Annotated in this window: 20 protein-coding genes; 10 read left to right on the plus strand and 10 right to left on the minus strand. The window is 49.6% G+C overall.

Translation table 11 applies throughout. The features are described from left to right. The first annotated feature begins 34 nt into the window (after positions 1 to 34). The 4 genes from H6995_13230 to H6995_13245 all read left to right on the plus strand — a co-directional run bounded on the left by H6995_13230 (position 35) and on the right by H6995_13245 (position 5164). Positions 35 to 1585: a 2,3-bisphosphoglycerate-independent phosphoglycerate mutase gene (locus tag H6995_13230; GenBank protein ID MCP5215961.1), complete on the plus strand. Its 1551-nt coding sequence runs from the start codon at positions 35 to 37 to the stop codon at positions 1583 to 1585. 16 nt (positions 1586 to 1601) lie between these two features. Next, entirely contained in the window at positions 1602 to 2771 is a 1170-nt protein-coding gene (locus H6995_13235; protein MCP5215962.1) for a peptidoglycan DD-metalloendopeptidase family protein, read from the plus strand. Between the two features lie 178 nt (positions 2772 to 2949). After that, positions 2950 to 4293: a S41 family peptidase gene (locus tag H6995_13240; GenBank protein MCP5215963.1), complete on the plus strand. Its 1344-nt coding sequence runs from the start codon at positions 2950 to 2952 to the stop codon at positions 4291 to 4293. A 10-nt stretch (positions 4294 to 4303) separates the two neighbouring features. Next, positions 4304 to 5164 (plus strand): divergent polysaccharide deacetylase family protein, encoded by an 861-nt coding sequence (locus H6995_13245; GenBank protein ID MCP5215964.1) that lies wholly within the window; start codon positions 4304 to 4306, stop codon positions 5162 to 5164. On the opposite strand, the gene H6995_13250 is transcribed toward H6995_13245, so the two are convergent. The 3 genes from H6995_13250 to hpaE are packed head-to-tail and all read right to left on the minus strand — an operon-like array spanning position 5154 to position 7949. Then, complete coding sequence (locus H6995_13250) at positions 5154 to 5540, minus strand: 5-carboxymethyl-2-hydroxymuconate Delta-isomerase (GenBank protein ID MCP5215965.1); 387 nt, start codon at positions 5538 to 5540, stop codon at positions 5154 to 5156. The genes H6995_13245 and H6995_13250 overlap by 11 nt on opposite strands. Position 5541: 1 nt before the next feature. Continuing rightward, on the minus strand, positions 5542 to 6393 hold the full coding sequence (gene hpaD / locus H6995_13255; GenBank protein MCP5215966.1) for a 3,4-dihydroxyphenylacetate 2,3-dioxygenase: 852 nt from the start codon (positions 6391 to 6393) through the stop codon (positions 5542 to 5544). 38 nt (positions 6394 to 6431) lie between these two features. Beyond that, the gene (gene hpaE, locus H6995_13260; GenBank protein MCP5215967.1) at positions 6432 to 7949 is read right to left on the minus strand and encodes a 5-carboxymethyl-2-hydroxymuconate semialdehyde dehydrogenase; all 1518 of its coding nucleotides are present in this window, start codon (positions 7947 to 7949) and stop codon (positions 6432 to 6434) included. A 393-nt stretch (positions 7950 to 8342) separates the two neighbouring features. Here hpaE and H6995_13265 point away from each other — a divergent pair, with 393 nt between their 5' ends. From H6995_13265 to H6995_13285, 5 genes are all read left to right on the plus strand, one after another. Beyond that, on the plus strand, positions 8343 to 9239 hold the full coding sequence (locus H6995_13265) for a 4-hydroxy-tetrahydrodipicolinate synthase (protein MCP5215968.1): 897 nt from the start codon (positions 8343 to 8345) through the stop codon (positions 9237 to 9239). Position 9240: 1 nt separating this feature from the next. Beyond that, positions 9241 to 10098: a fumarylacetoacetate hydrolase family protein gene (locus tag H6995_13270; protein ID MCP5215969.1), complete on the plus strand. Its 858-nt coding sequence runs from the start codon at positions 9241 to 9243 to the stop codon at positions 10096 to 10098. 5 nt (positions 10099 to 10103) lie between these two features. Then, on the plus strand, positions 10104 to 10553 hold the full coding sequence (hpaR, locus tag H6995_13275) for a homoprotocatechuate degradation operon regulator HpaR (GenBank protein ID MCP5215970.1): 450 nt from the start codon (positions 10104 to 10106) through the stop codon (positions 10551 to 10553). A gap of 160 nt (positions 10554 to 10713) precedes the next feature. Next, the gene (locus H6995_13280; GenBank protein ID MCP5215971.1) at positions 10714 to 11355 is read left to right on the plus strand and encodes an OmpA family protein; all 642 of its coding nucleotides are present in this window, start codon (positions 10714 to 10716) and stop codon (positions 11353 to 11355) included. A gap of 34 nt (positions 11356 to 11389) precedes the next feature. Then, on the plus strand, positions 11390 to 12082 hold the full coding sequence (locus H6995_13285) for a peptidoglycan DD-metalloendopeptidase family protein (protein MCP5215972.1): 693 nt from the start codon (positions 11390 to 11392) through the stop codon (positions 12080 to 12082). Positions 12083 to 12088: 6 nt separating this feature from the next. Here the strand turns inward: H6995_13285 and H6995_13290 are convergent, their stop codons facing one another. From H6995_13290 to hisB, 5 genes are all read right to left on the minus strand, one after another. Further along, positions 12089 to 12697, minus strand: a complete 609-nt coding sequence (locus H6995_13290; protein ID MCP5215973.1) for a hypothetical protein — start codon at positions 12695 to 12697, stop codon at positions 12089 to 12091. A 17-nt stretch (positions 12698 to 12714) separates the two neighbouring features. Continuing rightward, positions 12715 to 13494 carry an imidazole glycerol phosphate synthase subunit HisF gene (gene hisF / locus H6995_13295; protein ID MCP5215974.1) on the minus strand — a complete coding sequence of 260 codons (780 nt, stop codon included), beginning with the start codon at positions 13492 to 13494 and terminating at the stop codon, positions 12715 to 12717. A 43-nt stretch (positions 13495 to 13537) separates the two neighbouring features. Continuing rightward, positions 13538 to 14275: a 1-(5-phosphoribosyl)-5-[(5-phosphoribosylamino)methylideneamino]imidazole-4-carboxamide isomerase gene (gene hisA, locus H6995_13300; protein ID MCP5215975.1), complete on the minus strand. Its 738-nt coding sequence runs from the start codon at positions 14273 to 14275 to the stop codon at positions 13538 to 13540. Next, on the minus strand, positions 14275 to 14925 hold the full coding sequence (gene hisH, locus H6995_13305; GenBank protein MCP5215976.1) for an imidazole glycerol phosphate synthase subunit HisH: 651 nt from the start codon (positions 14923 to 14925) through the stop codon (positions 14275 to 14277). The genes hisA and hisH overlap by 1 nt, the downstream gene beginning before the upstream one ends. A gap of 66 nt (positions 14926 to 14991) precedes the next feature. Beyond that, complete coding sequence (gene hisB, locus H6995_13310; GenBank protein ID MCP5215977.1) at positions 14992 to 15585, minus strand: imidazoleglycerol-phosphate dehydratase HisB; 594 nt, start codon at positions 15583 to 15585, stop codon at positions 14992 to 14994. A gap of 238 nt (positions 15586 to 15823) precedes the next feature. Here hisB and H6995_13315 point away from each other — a divergent pair, with 238 nt between their 5' ends. Then, positions 15824 to 16216 carry a hypothetical protein gene (locus H6995_13315; protein ID MCP5215978.1) on the plus strand — a complete coding sequence of 131 codons (393 nt, stop codon included), beginning with the start codon at positions 15824 to 15826 and terminating at the stop codon, positions 16214 to 16216. A gap of 129 nt (positions 16217 to 16345) precedes the next feature. Here the strand turns inward: H6995_13315 and H6995_13320 are convergent, their stop codons facing one another. Further along, positions 16346 to 17656 carry a UbiH/UbiF/VisC/COQ6 family ubiquinone biosynthesis hydroxylase gene (locus H6995_13320; GenBank protein ID MCP5215979.1) on the minus strand — a complete coding sequence of 437 codons (1311 nt, stop codon included), beginning with the start codon at positions 17654 to 17656 and terminating at the stop codon, positions 16346 to 16348. Beyond that, positions 17643 to 18896 (minus strand): 2-octaprenyl-6-methoxyphenyl hydroxylase, encoded by a 1254-nt coding sequence (gene ubiH / locus H6995_13325; protein ID MCP5215980.1) that lies wholly within the window; start codon positions 18894 to 18896, stop codon positions 17643 to 17645. Before ubiH ends, H6995_13320 begins: the two co-directional genes overlap by 14 nt. Positions 18897 to 18917: the final 21 nt, after the last annotated feature.

The following is an 18917-nucleotide window of genomic DNA, read 5'->3' on the forward strand; positions in this document are numbered from 1 at the left end:
TTTCAACCATCAGATAAAGAGATTGATAGCCTGCATGACAACAGCACCCAAACCCATTGCCCTTATTATTCTCGACGGATGGGGTCACAGCGATACCTCCGACGCCAACGCTATCGAGGCGGCCAACACACCGGTCTGGGATAGACTCTGGCAAAATTCGCCGCACGCACTAATCTCAGCTTCCGGCATGGATGTTGGGCTACCCGCTGATCAGATGGGAAACTCCGAGGTCGGACATATGGTGATGGGGGCAGGACGTGTGGTTTATCAAAACTATACCCGTATCACCAAAGCCATTACTGATGGCGATTTTTTTTGCAACCCTGCACTCTGTTCGGCGGTTGATAAAGCCGTTATAGGCGGACGTTCCGTACACATTTATGGACTCTTATCCCCGGGCGGCGTCCACAGTCACGAAGATCACATTCACGCCATGGTGGATCTTGCCGCGCAACGGGGAGCAACCAATATTTACATCCATGCTTTTCTGGACGGCAGAGATACACCTCCACGTAGTGCTAAAACTTCCCTGGAAAAACTGCAAGCCAAGCTGGATCAACTTGGTTGCGGACGAATTGTCTCGATTATTGGGCGATACTATGCAATGGATCGTGATAATCGCTGGGATCGGGTCGAGCAGGCTTATGACATGCTAACGCAGGGACACGCAAAGTATCAGGCCAGTACAGCGGTCGCAGCTTTAGAGCAGGCCTATGCACGCGACGAAAATGATGAATTCGTTAAAGCAACACTGGTAGTTGGTGCGCATGAACAACCCATCAAAATAGAAAATGGCGATGCCATCATTTGTATGAATTTTCGCTCCGATCGGGCTCGCGAAATCACCCGCGCTTTTGTCGATGATGAATTCGATGGTTTCAAACGCAAAGTCAGACCGGTTTTATCCGACTACGTCATGCTGACCGAATACGCTGCCAATATTGAAACCAGCTGTGCTTATCCGCCCGACACTCTTAACAACGCTATCGGGGAATATCTGTCCAAACTCGGTAAACGTCAACTGCGTATCGCTGAGACTGAAAAGTACGCGCATGTCACCTTTTTCTTTAGCGGTGGCCAGGAACAGGAATATGTTGGCGAAGATCGCATTCTGATCCCTTCCCCGCAGGTGGCGACTTACGATCTCAAACCGGAAATGAGCGCACCCGAAGTGACGGATAAATTAGTAGAAGCTATAGAGTTGGGCGGTTATGACCTGATCGTTTGTAATTTCGCAAACGGCGATATGGTGGGGCATACTGGAATTTTTACAGCGGCGGTTAAAGCCGTGGAAGCTGTCGACGGCTGTCTTGGACGCATCATTGCCGCGCTCAACAAGGTGGGAGGCGAATGTATCATTACTGCCGATCACGGCAACGTCGAACAGATGAATGATACCGAATCAGGCCAACCCCATACCGCCCATACCTGCGAACTGGTGCCACTAGTTTATGTTTCTCAGCGTGACTGCATGATGGAAAAACGGGAAGGCGGCTTAGCTGATATTGCTCCCACGTTACTCTACCTGATGGGTTTAGAGCAGCCGGAAGAGATGACGGGCGAATCAATGGTTCGATTTTTATAGTCAGCGAATGGCGTCTATGGGCCGAATCACAATAGTATTTCGCTTGCTTATTCTGACCTGTTGCCTACTGGCGTTAGGCGGCTTTCAGCATACTCTGGCAGCAGTTGATGCAAAGGCGACTGAGCAACAGCTGCAGACACTCAAGAAAAGTATTGGCGAATTACGAACCTGGCTCGATAGTGCAAAGGGACAGCAGAGCCAGCTGCAAAAGGAATTAAAGCAATCAGAAATTGTGGTTGGAGAAACCGCCTCCAAAATCCGCCACGTCGCCAATAAGATCGACCAGACTCAAACAAAGCTAAAACAGCTCGAAGCCACACGTCGCCAACTTTTAAACTCACAACATCAGCAAGAACAACGGCTCGCACATCAAATACGTGCCGCTTACAGTATCGGTCGGCAAGAATACCTAAAGGTATTACTGAATCAGGAGCAACCCGACCAAGTCGCACGTGCCTTAACCTATTACGGTTATTTCAATCGCGCACGCACAGAGCAGATCGAAGCCTATCGAGAAACCCTGACCCAATTACAAACTACCGAAGCCGACATTGATCAGGAAAATCAAGTTCTTCAGCAAGAAAAACAACAACTGGAGGAGAAGCGCGCAGCACTCAGCGCCAGCAAGCAAAAGCGCCAACAGGTGCTGCTTCAACTAGAGGGAAACATTCAAAATAAGGACCAGGAGCTAGCAAAGCTTTTGGCTGATCGCAAACGTCTAGAGGAACTCTTGGAAGCCGTTAAAAAGACCTTAGCCGAGCTAAAGATACCAGTTTCTTCGGCGCCTATCACTCAGCTTAAAGGTCGTCTACCCTGGCCAGCTCACGGTAATATTGTCCGGCGCTTTGGCAGTAAAGACTCCGCCTCCAGCGCCAGCTGGAACGGTGTCCTGATTGCCGCTTCCGAAGGCGCTGAAGTTACCGCCGTTCACTCCGGCAGAGTGGTTTTTGCCGACTGGCTGCGCGGCTTTGGCCTATTGATAATAATTGATCATGGCAATGGCTATATGAGTCTTTACGGACATAACCAAACGCTCTACAAAGAAACCGGAGATTGGGTTGCCTCCAATCAAGTCATTGCCAGCGTCGGCGATAGCGGCGGCCGCAAAAATGCTGGACTTTACTTTGAAATTCGCCACAACGGCCAACCACAAAACCCGCAACACTGGATACTAACCAAGAAATAACCGCCCGGCTCAACTCTTTTGCAACGTTATGCATTTTCAAACACTTCTGCGTCCGCTAATTTGTTAGATACCGGCACTTTGGTAACGGTGCGACAACCGCGATCATAAATACAATGACTCCATCATGCCGCTTGGGTAATATAAGCCAAATTCTTTTTCCATTTAGGCGTCGCATGCTATGCAGTTATTCTCTTGCCCTTTAAAAATACTCAGTATTGGGATAGTTATTCTCTCTCTGACATTACCAGTGTCGGCCGACGAAGCACCGCCGGGTAATTTCGAGGCAGATGAATCTGAAGCACAGGAGACACTGCTACCGCTAGAAGAGTTACGCACCTTTACCGATATTTTTGACCGCATCAAAAAAGCCTACGTTGAGCCGGTTGAAGATAGCGTGCTGCTAGAAAACGCCATTAAGGGAATGCTCGAAGGTCTCGACCCCCATTCGGTTTATCTGGAAAAGGAAGCCTTTGATGATCTCCAGGAAAATACCAAAGGCGAATTCGGTGGTCTTGGTCTTGAGGTTGAAATGGAGGATGGTTTCGTCAAAGTGGTCTCTCCAATCGATGACACCCCAGCCCTTAAAGCTGGCATTCGATCACAAGATTTAATTTTAAAAATTGACGATGCCCCAGTCAAAGGTATGAGTCTGCTAGATGCGGTTAACCTAATGCGTGGCGATCCCGGCACAGATATAACGTTAACGATTGCCCGCGAAGGCGAAACCAAGCCTCTGATTATTACGCTCACACGTGACATCATCAAGGTGGCCAGTATTAAGAGTAAATCCTTGGAAGCGGGCTTTGGTTATATCAGAATCACGCAGTTCCAGGTCACTACTGGCGACGATTTGGTTAAAGCGATTAAAAAATTGCGCAAAACAAATAGCCCATTAAAGGGCTTAGTTTTGGATCTGAGAAATAATCCTGGTGGCGTTCTGAATGCTGCGGTGGAAGTGAGCGATGCCTTTCTTAGCGATGGCTTGATTGTTTACACCAAAGGTCGTTTACCTAATTCCGAATTGCGCTATAGCGCCACACCAGAAGATCCTAGCCAGCAAGTTCCAGTAGTCGTATTGATTAATGGCGGCTCTGCCTCTGCCTCTGAAATCGTAGCCGGTGCGCTTCAAGACCACCAGCGTGCAGTCATAATGGGAACCGAAAGCTTTGGCAAGGGATCGGTTCAAACTGTGTTACCGCTGAATAATGAACGCGCGCTTAAACTCACTACCGCACGTTATTATACCCCCAGCGGGCGCTCGATTCAGGCGGAAGGCATTACACCGGATATCAATATCGAAAATGCGAAAGTAACGGCCTTGGGCACGGGGTCGTTGCGCTTTAAGGAGGCAGACCTAAAAGGGCATCTCGAACATACTGATGATCAAAAGGTCAAAAACAAGAAAATCGAATCGGCTCAAGCAGACGGCCATGAAATGGATTTGGCTGAAACTGATTTTCAATTGCATGAAGCATTAAATTTATTGAAGGGAATTTATATTATTAATCGTACCCGTAAATAGCGCGGTGGTAGTGAGACGTTTTCGGTTGCGCTGGCTGTTGCTCATTGTTTTTTGCTATCCGTTGTGGTCCGCTGCCGACTCGATCGAGCCAGCAGCAATCACTATCATTATCGATGATCTAGGTTATAACCTGAATCAGGGTATGCGCGCGGTTGCTCTGCCAGGGCCGGTAACCTTCGCAGTGCTACCCTATAGTCCACACAGCAAAAAGCTTGCTGAGGCAGCGCATAACCGTGATAAAGAAGTGATGCTGCATATGCCCATGGACAATGGCAGCGGACTTTCACCAGGCCCAGGTGTGTTAACGGCAAAGCAGGATCAAACCACCTTTCGCCAGCAACTAGAACAAGCAATCCAAGCCATTCCCCACCTACAGGGAATTAACAACCACATGGGAAGCAGCCTGACCCAAAATACCCAACGCATGAAATGGGTGATGGCCAGCCTCAAGAATCGTTCGCTTTACTTTGTTGATAGCCGCACAACAGCGCTATCTGTTGCTGGCGCAACCGCTCGGCGCCAGCATATACCCAGCCTGGAAAGAGATGTTTTTCTTGATCACGATCCGACGCCGGCAGCAATAGATAAGCAATTTAAGCGCCTCATCAAGCTGGCGAAAAAACAAGGGAGCGCTGTTGCCATAGGGCACCCTTATCCCAGCACATTGGGTTATTTAGAAAACGTTATACCAAAGCTGGACGCCATGGGAATTTTTTTAGTTTCGCCCTCAGGACTATTAATGCTCAAGCAAGCAAAAACCAGAAATACAGAAACCCATTCAGACAAAGCCCTGGTGATTGCGGCTTTACCAACAAACCGGTCTCATTGCACCATCACTGAACAGCTAGAGCGTCGAATAGTTACCTGTTAAATTTCTGGTGAATATTATTCTTTTTGAAGTTGAGCAGCGGATGCAGCTCTGTCATTTCGAAGGAAATCCCTAAATACTGTCGATCAAATATTGGCTGTAGATGTTGCGTCAATATCGCAAAAAATTTCTCCGCCTCTGTCTTTTGCACCGCTGGTTCACGGCCATGACCAATTTTAGCGGTGAGATGCACAAATGCCATACTCGGGTCACCGTCAGCAATACGATACTGTTCACACCGAACGGCTCGACTGCGGATGCCTCCCAGCGGAAATATACCACTGCTACTGGCACAGTGATGCAGTTTTTCAAAGAGGTTATCCAGATCCAGCAATTCGTCGTTCAGGTTCGCAGAGTACTCCAGAATAAAATGCGGCATACTACTCTCCTAGCGGGAATTCAGCGTTAACCTGCCCCGTCCCCGAGCTGGCAAAATAGTTGCCGATCACTTCCACCTTACCCTTATATTTATCCCAACCCAGCATACCTAAGAGCATGACGGTGTCATGCATGCCGCCCTCACCATGACAGGTCTCAGCGTACTCTGGCAGCATCTTGGTAAAAATATCCCACTGCCCGCTTTCCCATAGCTGAAGCACACGAACATCCACCTGTTTATAAAATTCTCTACTTATTTTATGTATCCCTGCCGCCGCATCTTTATTGTCATGGAAACGGTGCGATAAAGACCCACTGGCTAGTACCATCACTTTGCTGTCACTAGCCTCGATTGCTGAGCGTACCGCCTCGCCAAATACACGCGATTCGGCCTGCGTATGCCAGGCACACCAACCCGCGATAGAAACCACCTTGAAATAGCCGTCTTCATTCATATAGCGGCAGGGCACTAGGGTGCCGTATTCCAACTCCAACGAATCGATTTCATGAGCGCGGGTTTCCACACCCCGCTGGTTGGCATGCTCAGCAATCAGGCGACCAAGCTCTGGGTTGCCTTCGTAGCTATAGGACATGTCCTGAATAAAGTGCGGCAATTCATTACTGGTGTAAATGCCCGCAAAGCGCTTATTGCAGTTGATGTGATAACCACTGTTCACTAACCAGTGCACATCAAACACCAAAATCGTGTCGACACCTCTTGCCCGGGCACGACGACTCAGCTCACGATGTCCTTCGATGGCCTGTTCGCGACAACCCTGATGCGGCCCCGGCAGTTCTGAAAGGTACATTGAGGGGACATGTGTAATTTTTGCTGCAAGTGCTATTTCACCCATTGTTTTCTCCTTCCCGAACGCCGATCAACTATTATTTATTAGCGGCCCAATACAGGTACTTTATGGGTGCCGTGGGCAATACAGACGTTCTTGGTTTCCATATAAAACTCGAAGCTGTAATCACCACCATCGCGGCCAATACCGCTGCTCTTAACGCCCCCGAATGGAGATGGTAAATTACGATTATTCTCCGAGTTCACCCATACCATACCAGCGTCCAGTTGCTCCGCCATACGAATCGCACGACCAGAATCATTCGTCCAGATATAACCGCTTAAACCGTAGGGAGTGTCGTTCGCAATCTGAACCGCTTGTTCTTCTGTATCGAAGCTGATCGCGGTCAGCACCGGCCCGAATATTTCTTCGCGCGCGATTTTCATCTGGTTGTTCGCTCCGGTGAACAGTGTTGGTGCAACGTAGTTACCAGCACCCAAATCAGCACGAGCACTACCGCCAACAGCAATCGTCGCGCCATCCGCTTTGGCGGCATCCATATAACTCAGCACTTTCTCGTAGTGCGAACGGTGGATCAAGGGCCCGACTTCAGTAGCGGGGTCCAGCGGATGGCCCACCTTGAGATTTTTTACCCGCTGCTCCAAAGCCGCAATAAAGCGATCGCGAATACCGCTTTGAATCAACAACCGACTGCTGGAAGTACAGCGTTGCCCGTTAAGGCTATAAATCATGAATACCACCGCATCCAACGCCCGGTCAAAATCAGCGTCATCAAACACCAACACGGGGTTTTTACCGCCTAACTCAAAATGCACTCGCTTCAGGGTTGGCGCGCCCTGCGCCATAATATGGCTGCCAGTCACCGTTTCACCAACAAAGGCCACTGCCTTGATCGCCGGATGCTCAGTGAGACCTTTACCCACCACTTCACCAAAACCATTCACCGTATTCCAAACCCCCGCTGGCAGCCCTGCTTCATGGCTGATCTCGGCCAGCAACATGGCCGAAAGGGGGCTAAATTCAGCCGGCTTGTGCACTATTGTACAGCCAGAGGCTAAGGCAGGGGCAATTTTCCAGGTTGCCAACATGAACGGCGTGTTCCAGGGTGTAATCACCGCCACCGGACCAATGGGATTGCGCACCGTATAGTTGGTGTGCTCATCCTGATGCAAAGATTGTCCATTGCGCGCTTCGGGCGCTTTATCTGCAAAAAAGCGGAAATTATCAGCTCCCCGCACTGCCGCGGCCTTCATGAACCGCAGCGGCTGCCCACAATCCATGCTTTCCACTAAAGCTATTTCATCAGCGCGTTCGACAATTTTATCGGCAAAGTGATTGAGTAGTTGTTTACGCTCTTTACCACTGATCGCACGCCAATCGGCAAACGCATTTTGCGCCGCCTCACAAGCCTGATTAACGTCCTCCTGCGTGCCCTCAACCACCTTGCCGAGGGCAGTGTTATCCACAGGTGTATAGTTTTCGAACTCAGCGTTACCAGTACCCTGAGTCATTTCACCGTTGATATAGTGGCCCGTCAGGTTACTTTTAAATCGCTCCAGATAAGCGTTTGCTCGCTCTAGGTTATCTGCAAATATCGACATACTTGACTCTCTCTATTAATCGGTTTGCATAAAATTAGAAATACTATTTTTGGTAAAACTTAAAGCACTCTGATTGGTAAAACTTAAAGCACTATGAGTTTCATCCACCTCGACGTTTAAAGCTTTACGGATGTGCGTGCTGAATATCAGCCAGAGACTCACCAGGATAGAAATAAACATAACATGTTAAATATATTAGTACAAATTATTTTTTATTCACCAAGTGCGGCAATTATATAAGCACTAATAAAAACCAATATTTTATTGGTTTTTATTGGGCTTTCCTGATTACAACACTAGTCGGCTTGCAATCAAACAAAATTTTAAATACTATTCATTTTATTTAACGTGTTAATTTTATATAGGCTTAGCTTTTTCAAGGAGACCAGATTAATGGCATTCACCACAGCAGACATCAGAGGCTCCATCCCTCCAGTCATTACCCCCTTCAAGAACGGCGAAGTCGACTACGTGACTTACGCCAACTTGATTGAGTACCAGATTAAAAACGGCACACACGGCATATTGGTGAATGGCACCACGGCCGAGCCATCCACGCTAACCACCGACGAGCGCAATCAGCTGGTGGACGTTGCCGTAAAAACCGTGAACGGCCGCGTGCCCATTGTCGCCGCCACCGGGTCACAGTCTTTATGGGAAAGCAAAATACTGACCGAATACGCCGCCAAGGCCGGTGTCGACGCGCTATTGATCGTCACCCCTTATTACATCAAACCGCCACAGCGCGGCTTGGTTGATTATTACAAAGAAGTGACGAAGGACATTAAGACACCCTGGATGATTTACCATATCCCCGGCCGCACCGGCGTGGTCATGGCCGTTGAATCACTCAAGCAACTGAGGAATTCATGCCCTAATTTTATCGGCATGAAGCAGGCCTATAATGACCTTGGCATGGTGTCGGAATGTTTAACTGAGTTGGGGTCGGACTTTAAAATTTTTGTCGGCCTCGAAGAGCTCAGCTTCCCCATGATGGCGGTTGGCGCCTGTGGCTTGATGAATGCGGTCGGCAATCTTTGTCCAAAACCTCTCAGCGAAATGTGCGAGGCGGTGTGGGCAAATGACCTCAACAAAGGGCGCGAACTGCACCAGCAATTATTGACCATTAATCAGTCAATCTTTTACGAAACCAATCCCATCCCGATGAAATATATGATGAAACGCATGGGGCTGATTAGCGCCAACGAACACCGTTTACCCATGTCACCGGCAACTCCGGAGCTAGAACGCAGGCTCGATATCGTCTTGCAAAACACAGGGCTTATTTAACATGAAGTTCATTACTTATAGCCATCAGGGAAAAGCATCTTACGGCGTCATCAACGGTGGCGCCATTGTCGACCTAGGGCAGCGCCTGGGTGGCGACTTGCGTCAACTCATTAGCCGTGGCGACATGGAAAAAGCCATGGATTTGGTAGCCTCATCTAATGGCGATATTGCGCTGGCAGATGTCAGTTATCTGCCCACCATAGCCAATCCCGAAAAAATTATCTGTATCGGCGTCAACTATGCCAACCGCAACGCTGAGTATCGCGACAACTCAGATGACCCGGATTACCCCAGCGTCTTTATGCGCACCCCTGACTCTTTGACAGGACACCAACAACCCTTGATTCGTCCGCCAGAATCTCCGCAGCTCGACTATGAAGGGGAAATCGTCATTGTGATAGGCAAAACAGGCCATCGTATTGCGGAAAAGGATGCGCTCAGCCATATCGCTGGTTTAACCATCATGAATGAAGGCACCATCAGAGACTGGGTACGCCATGCAAAATTCAATGTCACCCAAGGTAAGAATTTTGTCCACTCCGGCTCGCTTGGCCCTTGGATGGTTTCCGCCGATGAGTTTTCCAGCTACGAAAACCTCTGGGTTACTACCCGCGTCAATGGCGAGGTACGTCAGCACGATACCACCGCCAACCTGATGTTCCCCTTTGCTTACCTAATTAGTTACCTCTCAACATTCTTTGTTCTCAAACCAGGTGATATCATTTCGACCGGAACCCCTAACGGCGCTGGCGCTCGCTTTGATCCACCCAAATACCTCGCTCCGGGAGATGTTGTCGAGGTTGAAGTACCCGGCATCGGCACGCTCAGCAACGGTATTACTGACGAGGATCAATCTTGAATTCGATGAATTTGCGTAAATTTCACCGCTCGCTACCGATGTCGCTGCTCAAAGCGCGCGAAGCGGTAATGCGTAAATTTTCTCCCTCGTTGAAGGAGCATAATTTATCAGCGCAGCAATGGCGCGTCATTCGCATACTGGTGGAATCTGACAAACTCGAGATCACTGAATTAGCAGAAAAGTGTCACTTACTGATGCCGAGCATATCCCGGATTATTCAAAACCTGGAAAAGCGTCAGCTGATCAAGCGTGAAGCCGTTCCCGGAGACCAGCGCAGTTCAGCCATCGTGATTACCCCGCAGGGCAAAAAACTATTTGAACTGATCGCGCCGATTTCTGAAGAGCGCTATCAATACATCACTGAACGCTTTGGTTACGGTAAGCTAGAGCTGCTTTATGAATTACTTGACGAACTCATCAACAAACTCGAAACAGAAGACGAGACTCCAAAATGAGAGCCTCCTAGCCAGACAATTGAGTCTAGTCCGCAAACTTATTTCACCAACGACTGTCCTATCTGGCTGCTAAATTAATCTCAATTACCCGTCGCCCTGAGTAATTTCTGCTATGCTTTATTGGGCGTTTTACCAATATTATTTCAAGGAGCTTTAAGTAATGAAAATATATAAAGCCTGCTTTATCATCGCTCTTGCGCTTATCACAGCGGCTTGCACCACTAATCCTTACACTGGTCAGCGTCAAGCCAGCAAGGCGGCAGTATACGGCGGCGGCGCTGCGGTACTGTGTGGACTTATCGGTGCCGCGGAATCCAGTAAGCGCGCTCGCAATGCGGCTTTAGGTTGCGGCGCTATTGGCGCTGGCGTCGGCGCCTATATGGATGTGCAAGAGGCTAAATTACGAGAAGAACTCGAAGGCACTGGGGTTGGCATTTCCCGTGAAGGCAACAATATCCGTTTGATTATGCCCGGCAATATCACTTTTGAAACAGACAACTACCATGTCAAAAGCAGCTTTTACCCGGTACTGAATTCTGTCAGTACGGTACTGACAAAATATTACGATACTACCCTTAAAATAACAGGGCATACAGATAGCACAGGCACGGCTGCGCATAATCAGGAACTGTCTGAAAAGCGCGCCCAAAGCGTCTCCGATTACCTAGCGAGCCAAGGCATTGCACGCCAGCGCCTCTATGCACAGGGAATGGGTAAATCACAACCCATCGCCGATAATGAGAGTCCCGCTGGCCGCGCCAAAAACCGTCGGGTTGAGCTCTATGTATTACCTAAGACTTAGCAGAGACTTTGCACTAGACGGATAGCCGATAGAGATGCCGACCAAATCGAACTCAACGCTACTGCTGCTCGTATTCTGCACACTGCTGGTCACAGGCTGTTCGGTCACTCCACAACAGCCTGTTAGCACTAAACCATCCAACAACCATGCGCAGGAGTTCAGTTATATCGTTGAAAAGGGAGATACTTTATTTTCCATCGCGCGGCGTTTTGCTACCGAACAAACAACGCTGCAGCGCCGCAACAATATATCCAATCCCAATCAGTTAGCAGTAGGCATGCGCTTGATTATTGTTGGTGCCACTTTCGAAACAGCCCCGCAGTACCCAGCCAGCCCACAGCAATTCATCTGGCCAATTGCCCAACGGGATATCAGTTCCACATTCGGGGCTCGCAATAATCGTCATAAAGGTATCGATTTACGCGCTGCTCCCGGCACCGAAATTTACGCGGCAGCGGATGGCGTAGTTACTTTTGTCGGCAAGCAAAAGGGATATGGCAAGGTTATCATCCTAGAACATCCGAACCAGATAAAAACTCTGTATGCCCACAACCAAGGCAACCATGTTCATCTTGGTCAACAGGTTCGCCAGGGCGAGGTGATTGGCGCAGTGGGTGACAGTGGCAATGCTACTGGCTATCATTTGCATTTCGAGTTTATCAAGGCAGGAAAACAGTTAAATCCGCAAAATCACTTGGGCCCACATCAATACGCCGAGGCGCTTTAAGGAAGCTCATTCAGCCTTGACGATAATTTTATCCAGATCGTCACAGTGTTCGAGCAAAATCTTACGTACTCGCTCTTGCCAAAGTTCACCAAACTCACGAGCCTCCTCTTTACTGGCTTGACCACCGACGCACTTGCCTAACAAATCGCGCATTCGTGGCGCAGCGGGAACGCTTTCCAAGCGCGAGGAAACAACTACCGCCGCTTTCGTATCCAGTCGTTCAAAGCGAATTTCACCTTCGATATCCGCATTGAAAAACAACAGATTGCGTCGATCGAAGCGCCCACCGATACCTTTAAATCCTGTATCGTGAGTCGCCCCGGTGATGAGACTGACAACATTGGCGATCACACCGCAAACCCCAGCCAGCTTATCCTGCTGGAACTCCACTTTAACCGCGCCGCGCTCTGCTCCCCCTTTGGGGTAAAGCGTATCTAATGCTTTTGCTGTCATCAGGTAGGCTGAGGCAACCGTTGGACAAGAGTGCCCAGCGGTTTTTACCACATCCACATAGGAATACTCAATCACTCCCGCATCCGCCGCACCAAGAAATTCTGCCAATGGGTCGTAGACTTTGATAGTGCGCACTTGCTCATAAAACTTTGGGTATGCCATAACGAATTTTTCCTGGTTTAATAAAGATCTCTTACTTCGATGCCTCTTGTCGCCATAAAGTCCTTAGCTTCCTGCACACTGTATTCGCCAAAGTGGAAAATACTCGCCGCCAGCACCGCATCCGCCTTACCCTGCAACACACCATCAGCTAAGTGCTCAAGATTGCCAACGCCTCCGGATGCAATTACCGGCACTGTTACGGCCTCGCTAATGGCTCGGGTCAATTCCAGGTCGAAACCAATTTTGGTGCCATCGCGATCCATGCTAGTCAACAATATTTCACCCGCCCCCAGACTAACCATTTTTCGCGCCCATTCGATGGCATCCAACCCAGTCTGTTTGCGACCACCGTGGGTGAAAATTTCCCAGCGATTAGGCTCGCCTGTTTGACTGACCTTTTTCGCATCTATCGCAACAACAATGCATTGTGAGCCGAATTTCTCGGCAGCTTCTCGCACCAAATCTGGGTTGTTCACCGCTGCCGTGTTGATAGTTACCTTGTCCGCGCCCGCATTGAGCATACGCCGAATATCTTCCAGTGCACGAATGCCGCCACCCACGGTCAGCGGGATAAATACCTGGCTGGCGATTTCCTCTACCACATGCACCATGGTGTCGCGATCTTCATGACTCGCGGTAATATCCAAAAAGGTAATTTCATCGGCACCCTGCTCGTCATAGCGCTTGGCAATTTCGACCGGATCACCGGCATCGCGAATTTCAACGAATTTGACACCCTTGACTACGCGGCCATTGTCCACGTCTAAACAGGGAATAATGCGTTTTGCTAGCGCCATGCTCTTTCACCTCAGTTGAATGGTCTGCCCCTATCGGCAGTAACTATTTTGTCAGCTCGTCGCAGAGTTGTTGTGCTTCCCGCAAATCCAGCGTGCCTTCGTAGATGGCTCTCCCAGTAATGGCCCCACAAATACCTGCATCCGATACCTGCGCCAAAGCACGTACATCTTCAATATCGGTTACGCCACCGGAAGCAATGACATCAATACCACAAGCCCTGGCCAATCGAGCAGTCGCTTCGACATTAACCCCCTGCATCATGCCATCGCGGCTGATGTCGGTATAAACAATGGCGCTGACACCGGCATCCTTAAATTTTTTGGCGAGTTCAGTTACGTCCACTTCTGACACCTCAGCCCAGCCATCCGTCGCGACCTTACCATCTTTCGCATCCAAACCGACGATAATATGCCCCGGAAATTCTGTACAGGCGTCGAATACAAACTGCGGTTCTTTAACAGCTTTGGTGCCAATAATCACGTACTCAACACCGGCATCAAGATAGGCACGAATTGTTTCCAATGAACGAATACCGCCGCCTATTTGAATAGGCAAGTCTGGATAAGCGGCCGCGATTGCGCGTACGATTGCGCCATTAACGGGTTCACCGGCAAAAGCGCCGTTGAGATCAACCAGGTGCAATCGCCGTGCACCCGCTTCAACCCAACGCTTTGCCATCGCCACCGGGTCATCCGAAAATACTGTTGAATCCTCCATCAAACCTTGGCGCAAACGTACGCACTGACCGTCCTTCAAATCAATTGCCGGTATAACAAGCATTAACTCTCTCCATCCCAATTCACAAAATTCTTTAGCAACTGCAGACCCGCTTTCTGACTTTTTTCCGGGTGAAATTGCACGGCAAACAAGTTTTTGCTGTAAAGCGCTGCGGCAAAGGAAACGCCGTAGCTGCATTCACCGGCGACCTGCTCAGCACGCTGCGCTTCGACATAGTAGCTGTGCACAAAATAAAAGCGGGCTTGATCGGGAATATTCTGCCATAGAGGATGCGCAACCACCTGCTTAACGCGGTTCCAGCCCATATGCGGCACCTTCAGCTTTTCGCCGCTTTCATCGATCAGTGAATTGCCGAAAAAACGTACTTCACCAGGGAACAACCCCAGGCAATCAACACCGTCATTTTCCTCACTATGTTCCATCAACGCCTGAATACCAACACAGATTGCCAGCACAGGCTTTTCCTTGACGGCGTCACGCACCAGCTGATCAAAACCCAAACGACGGATTTCGCCCATACAGTCACGAATAGCGCCTACGCCGGGCAGCAGTATACGATCCGCCGAGCGAATGACTTCCGGGTCGGAACTGACGACTACCTCTGCACCGTCGGCAACATGCTCCAGCGCCTTCGCTGCTGAGTGCAGATTGCCCATACCATAATCAATAATACCAATACGGCCAGTTGCCATATTCTGTCAATCCTCAATGATTTAAACGAGCCCGCCATCCCTAGAGAGGCGGGCAAAGAAATGGGATTACAACGAGCCCTTGGTGGAGGGCATAATACCCGCCATGCGAGGATCTAATTCCAGCGCCATGCGCAAGGCGCGGCCAAACGCCTTAAACAGCGTTTCCGCCTGGTGGTGCGCATTGCGTCCACGCAGGTTATCAATGTGCAGAGTGACCAAAGCATGATTGACGAAACCCTGAAAAAACTCATAGAACAAATCCACATCGAATCCGCCCACCGCAGCACGCACAAAGGGCACATCGTACTCAACACCGGGACGCCCGGAAAAATCTATCACCACACGAGACAAAGCCTCGTCCAACGGCACATAGGCATGACCGTAGCGACGAATACCCTTTTTGTCGCCGACGGCTTTGAGCATAGCCTGTCCCAGCGTAATCCCTATATCTTCCACCGTGTGGTGCGCATCGATTTCTAAATCGCCCTGCGCTTCGATATTAATATCTATCATTCCGTGACGCGCAACCTGATCAAGCATGTGATCGAGAAAGGGCAAACCGGTGTTAAAGCTGCCCACACCGGTACCGTCCAGATTCACCGAAACCTTGATTTGTGTTTCCAGGGTATTACGTTCCACGCTGGCTTTGCGTTCAGCCATGCTCTGCACTCCAGTATTAATTCGCGGCCATTATAAGGCCTGCAAGCAGGTACGGGAACCAATTCGGGCTTATTTAGCGGCAGCAATGGCTAAATTAATAAAATAAGCTGCTTGCCGAGCAATTGAATGCGTACAACTAATCATTTTGCACTGCAAAATATGTATTGACTTTTTTTGTCCACAAGCCTAATATTTAATCGCATTTTGCAATGCGGAAAAATGATTCAGGAGGATTACTATGAACAATTTTCAAGATCAACTAGGCAAACTTTTAAACATTGAACAGCTGCAGGAATCAGTCAAGGATTTCTATGACGCTGACAGCCTGATGAGCAAGATTCAAGAGAACGTTAAGCTCGCCTCAAAATTAATTGAAGCCAATACCTCAGCGGCTAGCGACGCAGTCATCATGCAGTCTGTAAAGCTACGTGATGGTGTTGAAAGCGCACTAAAACAAGCCGATACGCTGGCCCAGTGTAAGAATCTAGAATCCGCCATGGAAGCTCAAAAGAACTTTGGTGAAAAATCAAAGGACGCTCTGGTAGAGCAAGCCTGGATGAATATTGGCCTCGCGGTAAATGCTTTAGAGACCAACATCGAAATCATCAAGAGCTCATCAAAAAAGGCTTAAACTTTTGGCGCTATCGTGAAAGTATATCGATAACGTAGAGTAATTTTTCAGTTCCCCGAAGCCAGCTTACTTCAGACTGAGATGGCTTCTTTTTGCAGGGAAAGCAACCCGGATTTCGGTCCGGGTTTTTTATTGCCTGGATTTTGTTGTACAGTTTGGTTGATATCGGGCTAGCGCAGGCAGGTCACCGCTCAACCCCATCGCCTGAGCCGCCAGGTGGTTTTTCACTGGCCCCAATTTATTCACCAAGCTCATCCCGCTATTGCGTAACCATCGTAGCGCTGGATTGCGATTGCCAAAAAGTTGCTTAAACCCAGTCATCGCCTGCATCATCAGCATATTGTTCGCGACTCTGCGACGCTGATAGCGGGAGAGCAAGCTGGGCTCGGTCAATGGCAATCCTCGCTGTAACGCTCGTACAATTTCTTCCGCTAACACCGCCGCATCGAGCAAGCCAAGATTCACACCCTGACCCGCCAACGGATGTATGCTGTGGGCGGCGTCACCAATCAATGCCAGCCCGGCCTTAATGTAGGTTTTGGCGTGACGCTGGCGCAAAGGGAACACATGGCGCGGTGCCACTGATTGAATCGCGCCCAATCTATGCTCAAAGGCCTGCGCTAACTCAGCAGCAAAGGCAGCATCGTCCAACGCCAGCAGAGGTTCCGCCTGCGCCTCGTCCAAGGACCAAACGATGGAACAGTAATGATCGTCATGCTCAGAAGTACGTAGCGGCAAAAATGCCAGTGGCCCGCTGGGTAAAAAACGTTGCCACGCTGTCGCCTGATGCGGCAACTCTGTTTTAACGGTAGTTACCATTGCGCGCTGGCGATAATCCTTCTCCTCCACCTCTATCGCCGCGAGTTCTCTAACCTTGGACTGCGCACCATCCGCACCGACAATTAGACTGGCACCTAGCACCGTGCCATCCTGGAGAGTTACAGAGCGGTTACCGTCCCGCAATTCTGTTATATTCGCTATTAACCTTGGCGCTATTATTTCAATATTCTGCAACTGCGCTATGCGCTGATAAATACCCGCCAAAGTCACCGAGTTTTCAACGATATACCCGAGCTCAATTTGCCCCAGCTCTGCCGCACAAAACACTATCTCACCCGTACCATCCGCGTCCCATACTTGCATGCGCTCAAAAGGGCTATGCCGAGACGTACTAATAAATGACCAAGCCCCAATATTTTCTAGAAAATTTCGTGACGCCATCGTGAGTGCGCTAACGCGAGGGTCGAAATCATTGTGCTCGGGCAGCGCAAGCACTGGTGGCTGATTGGCGTCGACCAACCCGATACGTAAAGAAGAGCCGCCCAAAGCACAGGCTAAGGCCGCACCCACCATACCGCCCCCGACAATAATTAGGTCAAAAGCCTGCGTTGGGGTTTTCCTGCGTTTTCGCCCAGAGACCACAGAGCTATTTCCCCGCATGGAACGTGGGTGGCACTTGATGACTAAAGCCCATTGCCTTATGGGCAAATAGTTTCTTAGCAAGCGGCGCACAATCAAGTGCGACCAAACCTAAATCGCGCAGATGACTGAGTAAAAAATCATCGTTAGAAAACAGCTTTATCATTTGATCGGAAAAAGCAATGGTCTGTTGTTGGTCGCTGTCGCAACGCGCCAAATATCGCTGCAACACATCGATCGACCCCAACCACTCATTTTGAGTACAGGCTTCCCGGATCGTTTCCGCCAAAGCGGCAACACCACGTAGCGCCAAATTAAAACCCTGCCCAGCTACGGGATGCAGCGTATGAGCCGCATTCCCCATAATCACGATGCCATTCCGTATCTGGTCTGTCGCTCGGCGCAACGTCAAGGGGTAGCTGTGGCGCTCTCCTACCTGCTCAAATCGCCCGAGGCGGTAGCCAAATTTTTCCTGGAGCTGTTCGATAAACGCCTTATTATCCATAGCCATTAAGACGTCCACTTCATCCGCACCAACACTTAACACCAGCGCACTTCGATTTTGCTCCGATGCTCTTTTACCAGGCTCATGCAGCGGCAATAACGCCAAGGGACCGGCGCTAGTAAAGCGCTCATAGGCAACATTTTGATGTGCTTTTTGAACGGTAACATTAGCGATAATGGCGTGCTGTAGATAATCGTGCTGCTCTGACTCAACCTTTAATTGTTGGCAAAGCTCGGATCGGCCACCGTCAGCAATGACCAGCAACCCTGCCTCTATGCTCTGACTCGAGCCCTCTTGTTCAAAGCTTATGCGAGTACCAGTGGGTATGCTTTCCACTCTGGCCACCTGTGCCGGACAAATAAGCTTTACCTGCTTCATCTGCTCGACGGTTTCCAACAACACCTGCCCTAGCCAACCATTTTCAACCACATAGCCCAAGGCATCTACAGAGTAGTCCTGCGCATTCATGCGCACACTACCAAAATGCCCTCGATCCGAAACATGGATGCGCTCAATCGGCGTCGCCTGCTCAACTAGCTTTTCCCACAGGCCCATGCGTTTAAAAATATTGCGGCTACCCCAGGAAAGAGCGGTTGAGCGCGCGTCATAGCTCGGCTGATATGAGCGCTTAGCTTGACCACCTGAGTTTCCTGCTGAAGCTTGCGCATACAGCGGAAATGCTTCGATGATCGCAACCCGTAAACCATACCGGTTCACCAACGGTGATAGCGCACAGAGCAGACTGGCGCCTACCATACCGCCACCGACAATCACCAG

Source organism: Pseudomonadales bacterium, assembly GCA_024234615.1.
Lineage (GTDB): Bacteria > Pseudomonadota > Gammaproteobacteria > Pseudomonadales > IMCC2047 > JAJFKB01.

Bases quoted from the DNA above. Each gene is read 5' to 3' on its own strand.
- hpaE (MCP5215967.1), bottom strand. From the start codon at position 7,949: ATGTCGATATTTGCAGATAACCTAGAGCGAGCAAACGCTTATCTGGAG.
- H6995_13320 (MCP5215979.1), bottom strand. From the start codon at position 17,656: ATGCGGGGAAATAGCTCTGTGGTCTCTGGGCGAAAACGCAGGAAAACC.
- H6995_13265 (MCP5215968.1), top strand. From the start codon at position 8,343: ATGGCATTCACCACAGCAGACATCAGAGGCTCCATCCCTCCAGTCATT.
- H6995_13235 (MCP5215962.1), top strand. From the start codon at position 1,602: ATGGGCCGAATCACAATAGTATTTCGCTTGCTTATTCTGACCTGTTGC.
- H6995_13315 (MCP5215978.1), top strand. From the start codon at position 15,824: ATGAACAATTTTCAAGATCAACTAGGCAAACTTTTAAACATTGAACAG.
- H6995_13290 (MCP5215973.1), bottom strand. From the start codon at position 12,697: ATGGCATACCCAAAGTTTTATGAGCAAGTGCGCACTATCAAAGTCTAC.
- hisF (MCP5215974.1), bottom strand. From the start codon at position 13,494: ATGGCGCTAGCAAAACGCATTATTCCCTGTTTAGACGTGGACAATGGC.
- H6995_13270 (MCP5215969.1), top strand. From the start codon at position 9,241: ATGAAGTTCATTACTTATAGCCATCAGGGAAAAGCATCTTACGGCGTC.
- hisB (MCP5215977.1), bottom strand. From the start codon at position 15,585: ATGGCTGAACGCAAAGCCAGCGTGGAACGTAATACCCTGGAAACACAA.
- hpaR (MCP5215970.1), top strand. From the start codon at position 10,104: ATGAATTTGCGTAAATTTCACCGCTCGCTACCGATGTCGCTGCTCAAA.
- hisH (MCP5215976.1), bottom strand. From the start codon at position 14,925: ATGGCAACTGGCCGTATTGGTATTATTGATTATGGTATGGGCAATCTG.
- H6995_13285 (MCP5215972.1), top strand. From the start codon at position 11,390: ATGCCGACCAAATCGAACTCAACGCTACTGCTGCTCGTATTCTGCACA.
- hpaD (MCP5215966.1), bottom strand. From the start codon at position 6,393: ATGGGTGAAATAGCACTTGCAGCAAAAATTACACATGTCCCCTCAATG.
- ubiH (MCP5215980.1), bottom strand. From the start codon at position 18,896: ATGGTAGGCGCCAGTCTGCTCTGTGCGCTATCACCGTTGGTGAACCGG.
- hisA (MCP5215975.1), bottom strand. From the start codon at position 14,275: ATGCTTGTTATACCGGCAATTGATTTGAAGGACGGTCAGTGCGTACGT.
- H6995_13280 (MCP5215971.1), top strand. From the start codon at position 10,714: ATGAAAATATATAAAGCCTGCTTTATCATCGCTCTTGCGCTTATCACA.
- H6995_13230 (MCP5215961.1), top strand. From the start codon at position 35: ATGACAACAGCACCCAAACCCATTGCCCTTATTATTCTCGACGGATGG.
- H6995_13250 (MCP5215965.1), bottom strand. From the start codon at position 5,540: ATGCCGCATTTTATTCTGGAGTACTCTGCGAACCTGAACGACGAATTG.
- H6995_13240 (MCP5215963.1), top strand. From the start codon at position 2,950: ATGCAGTTATTCTCTTGCCCTTTAAAAATACTCAGTATTGGGATAGTT.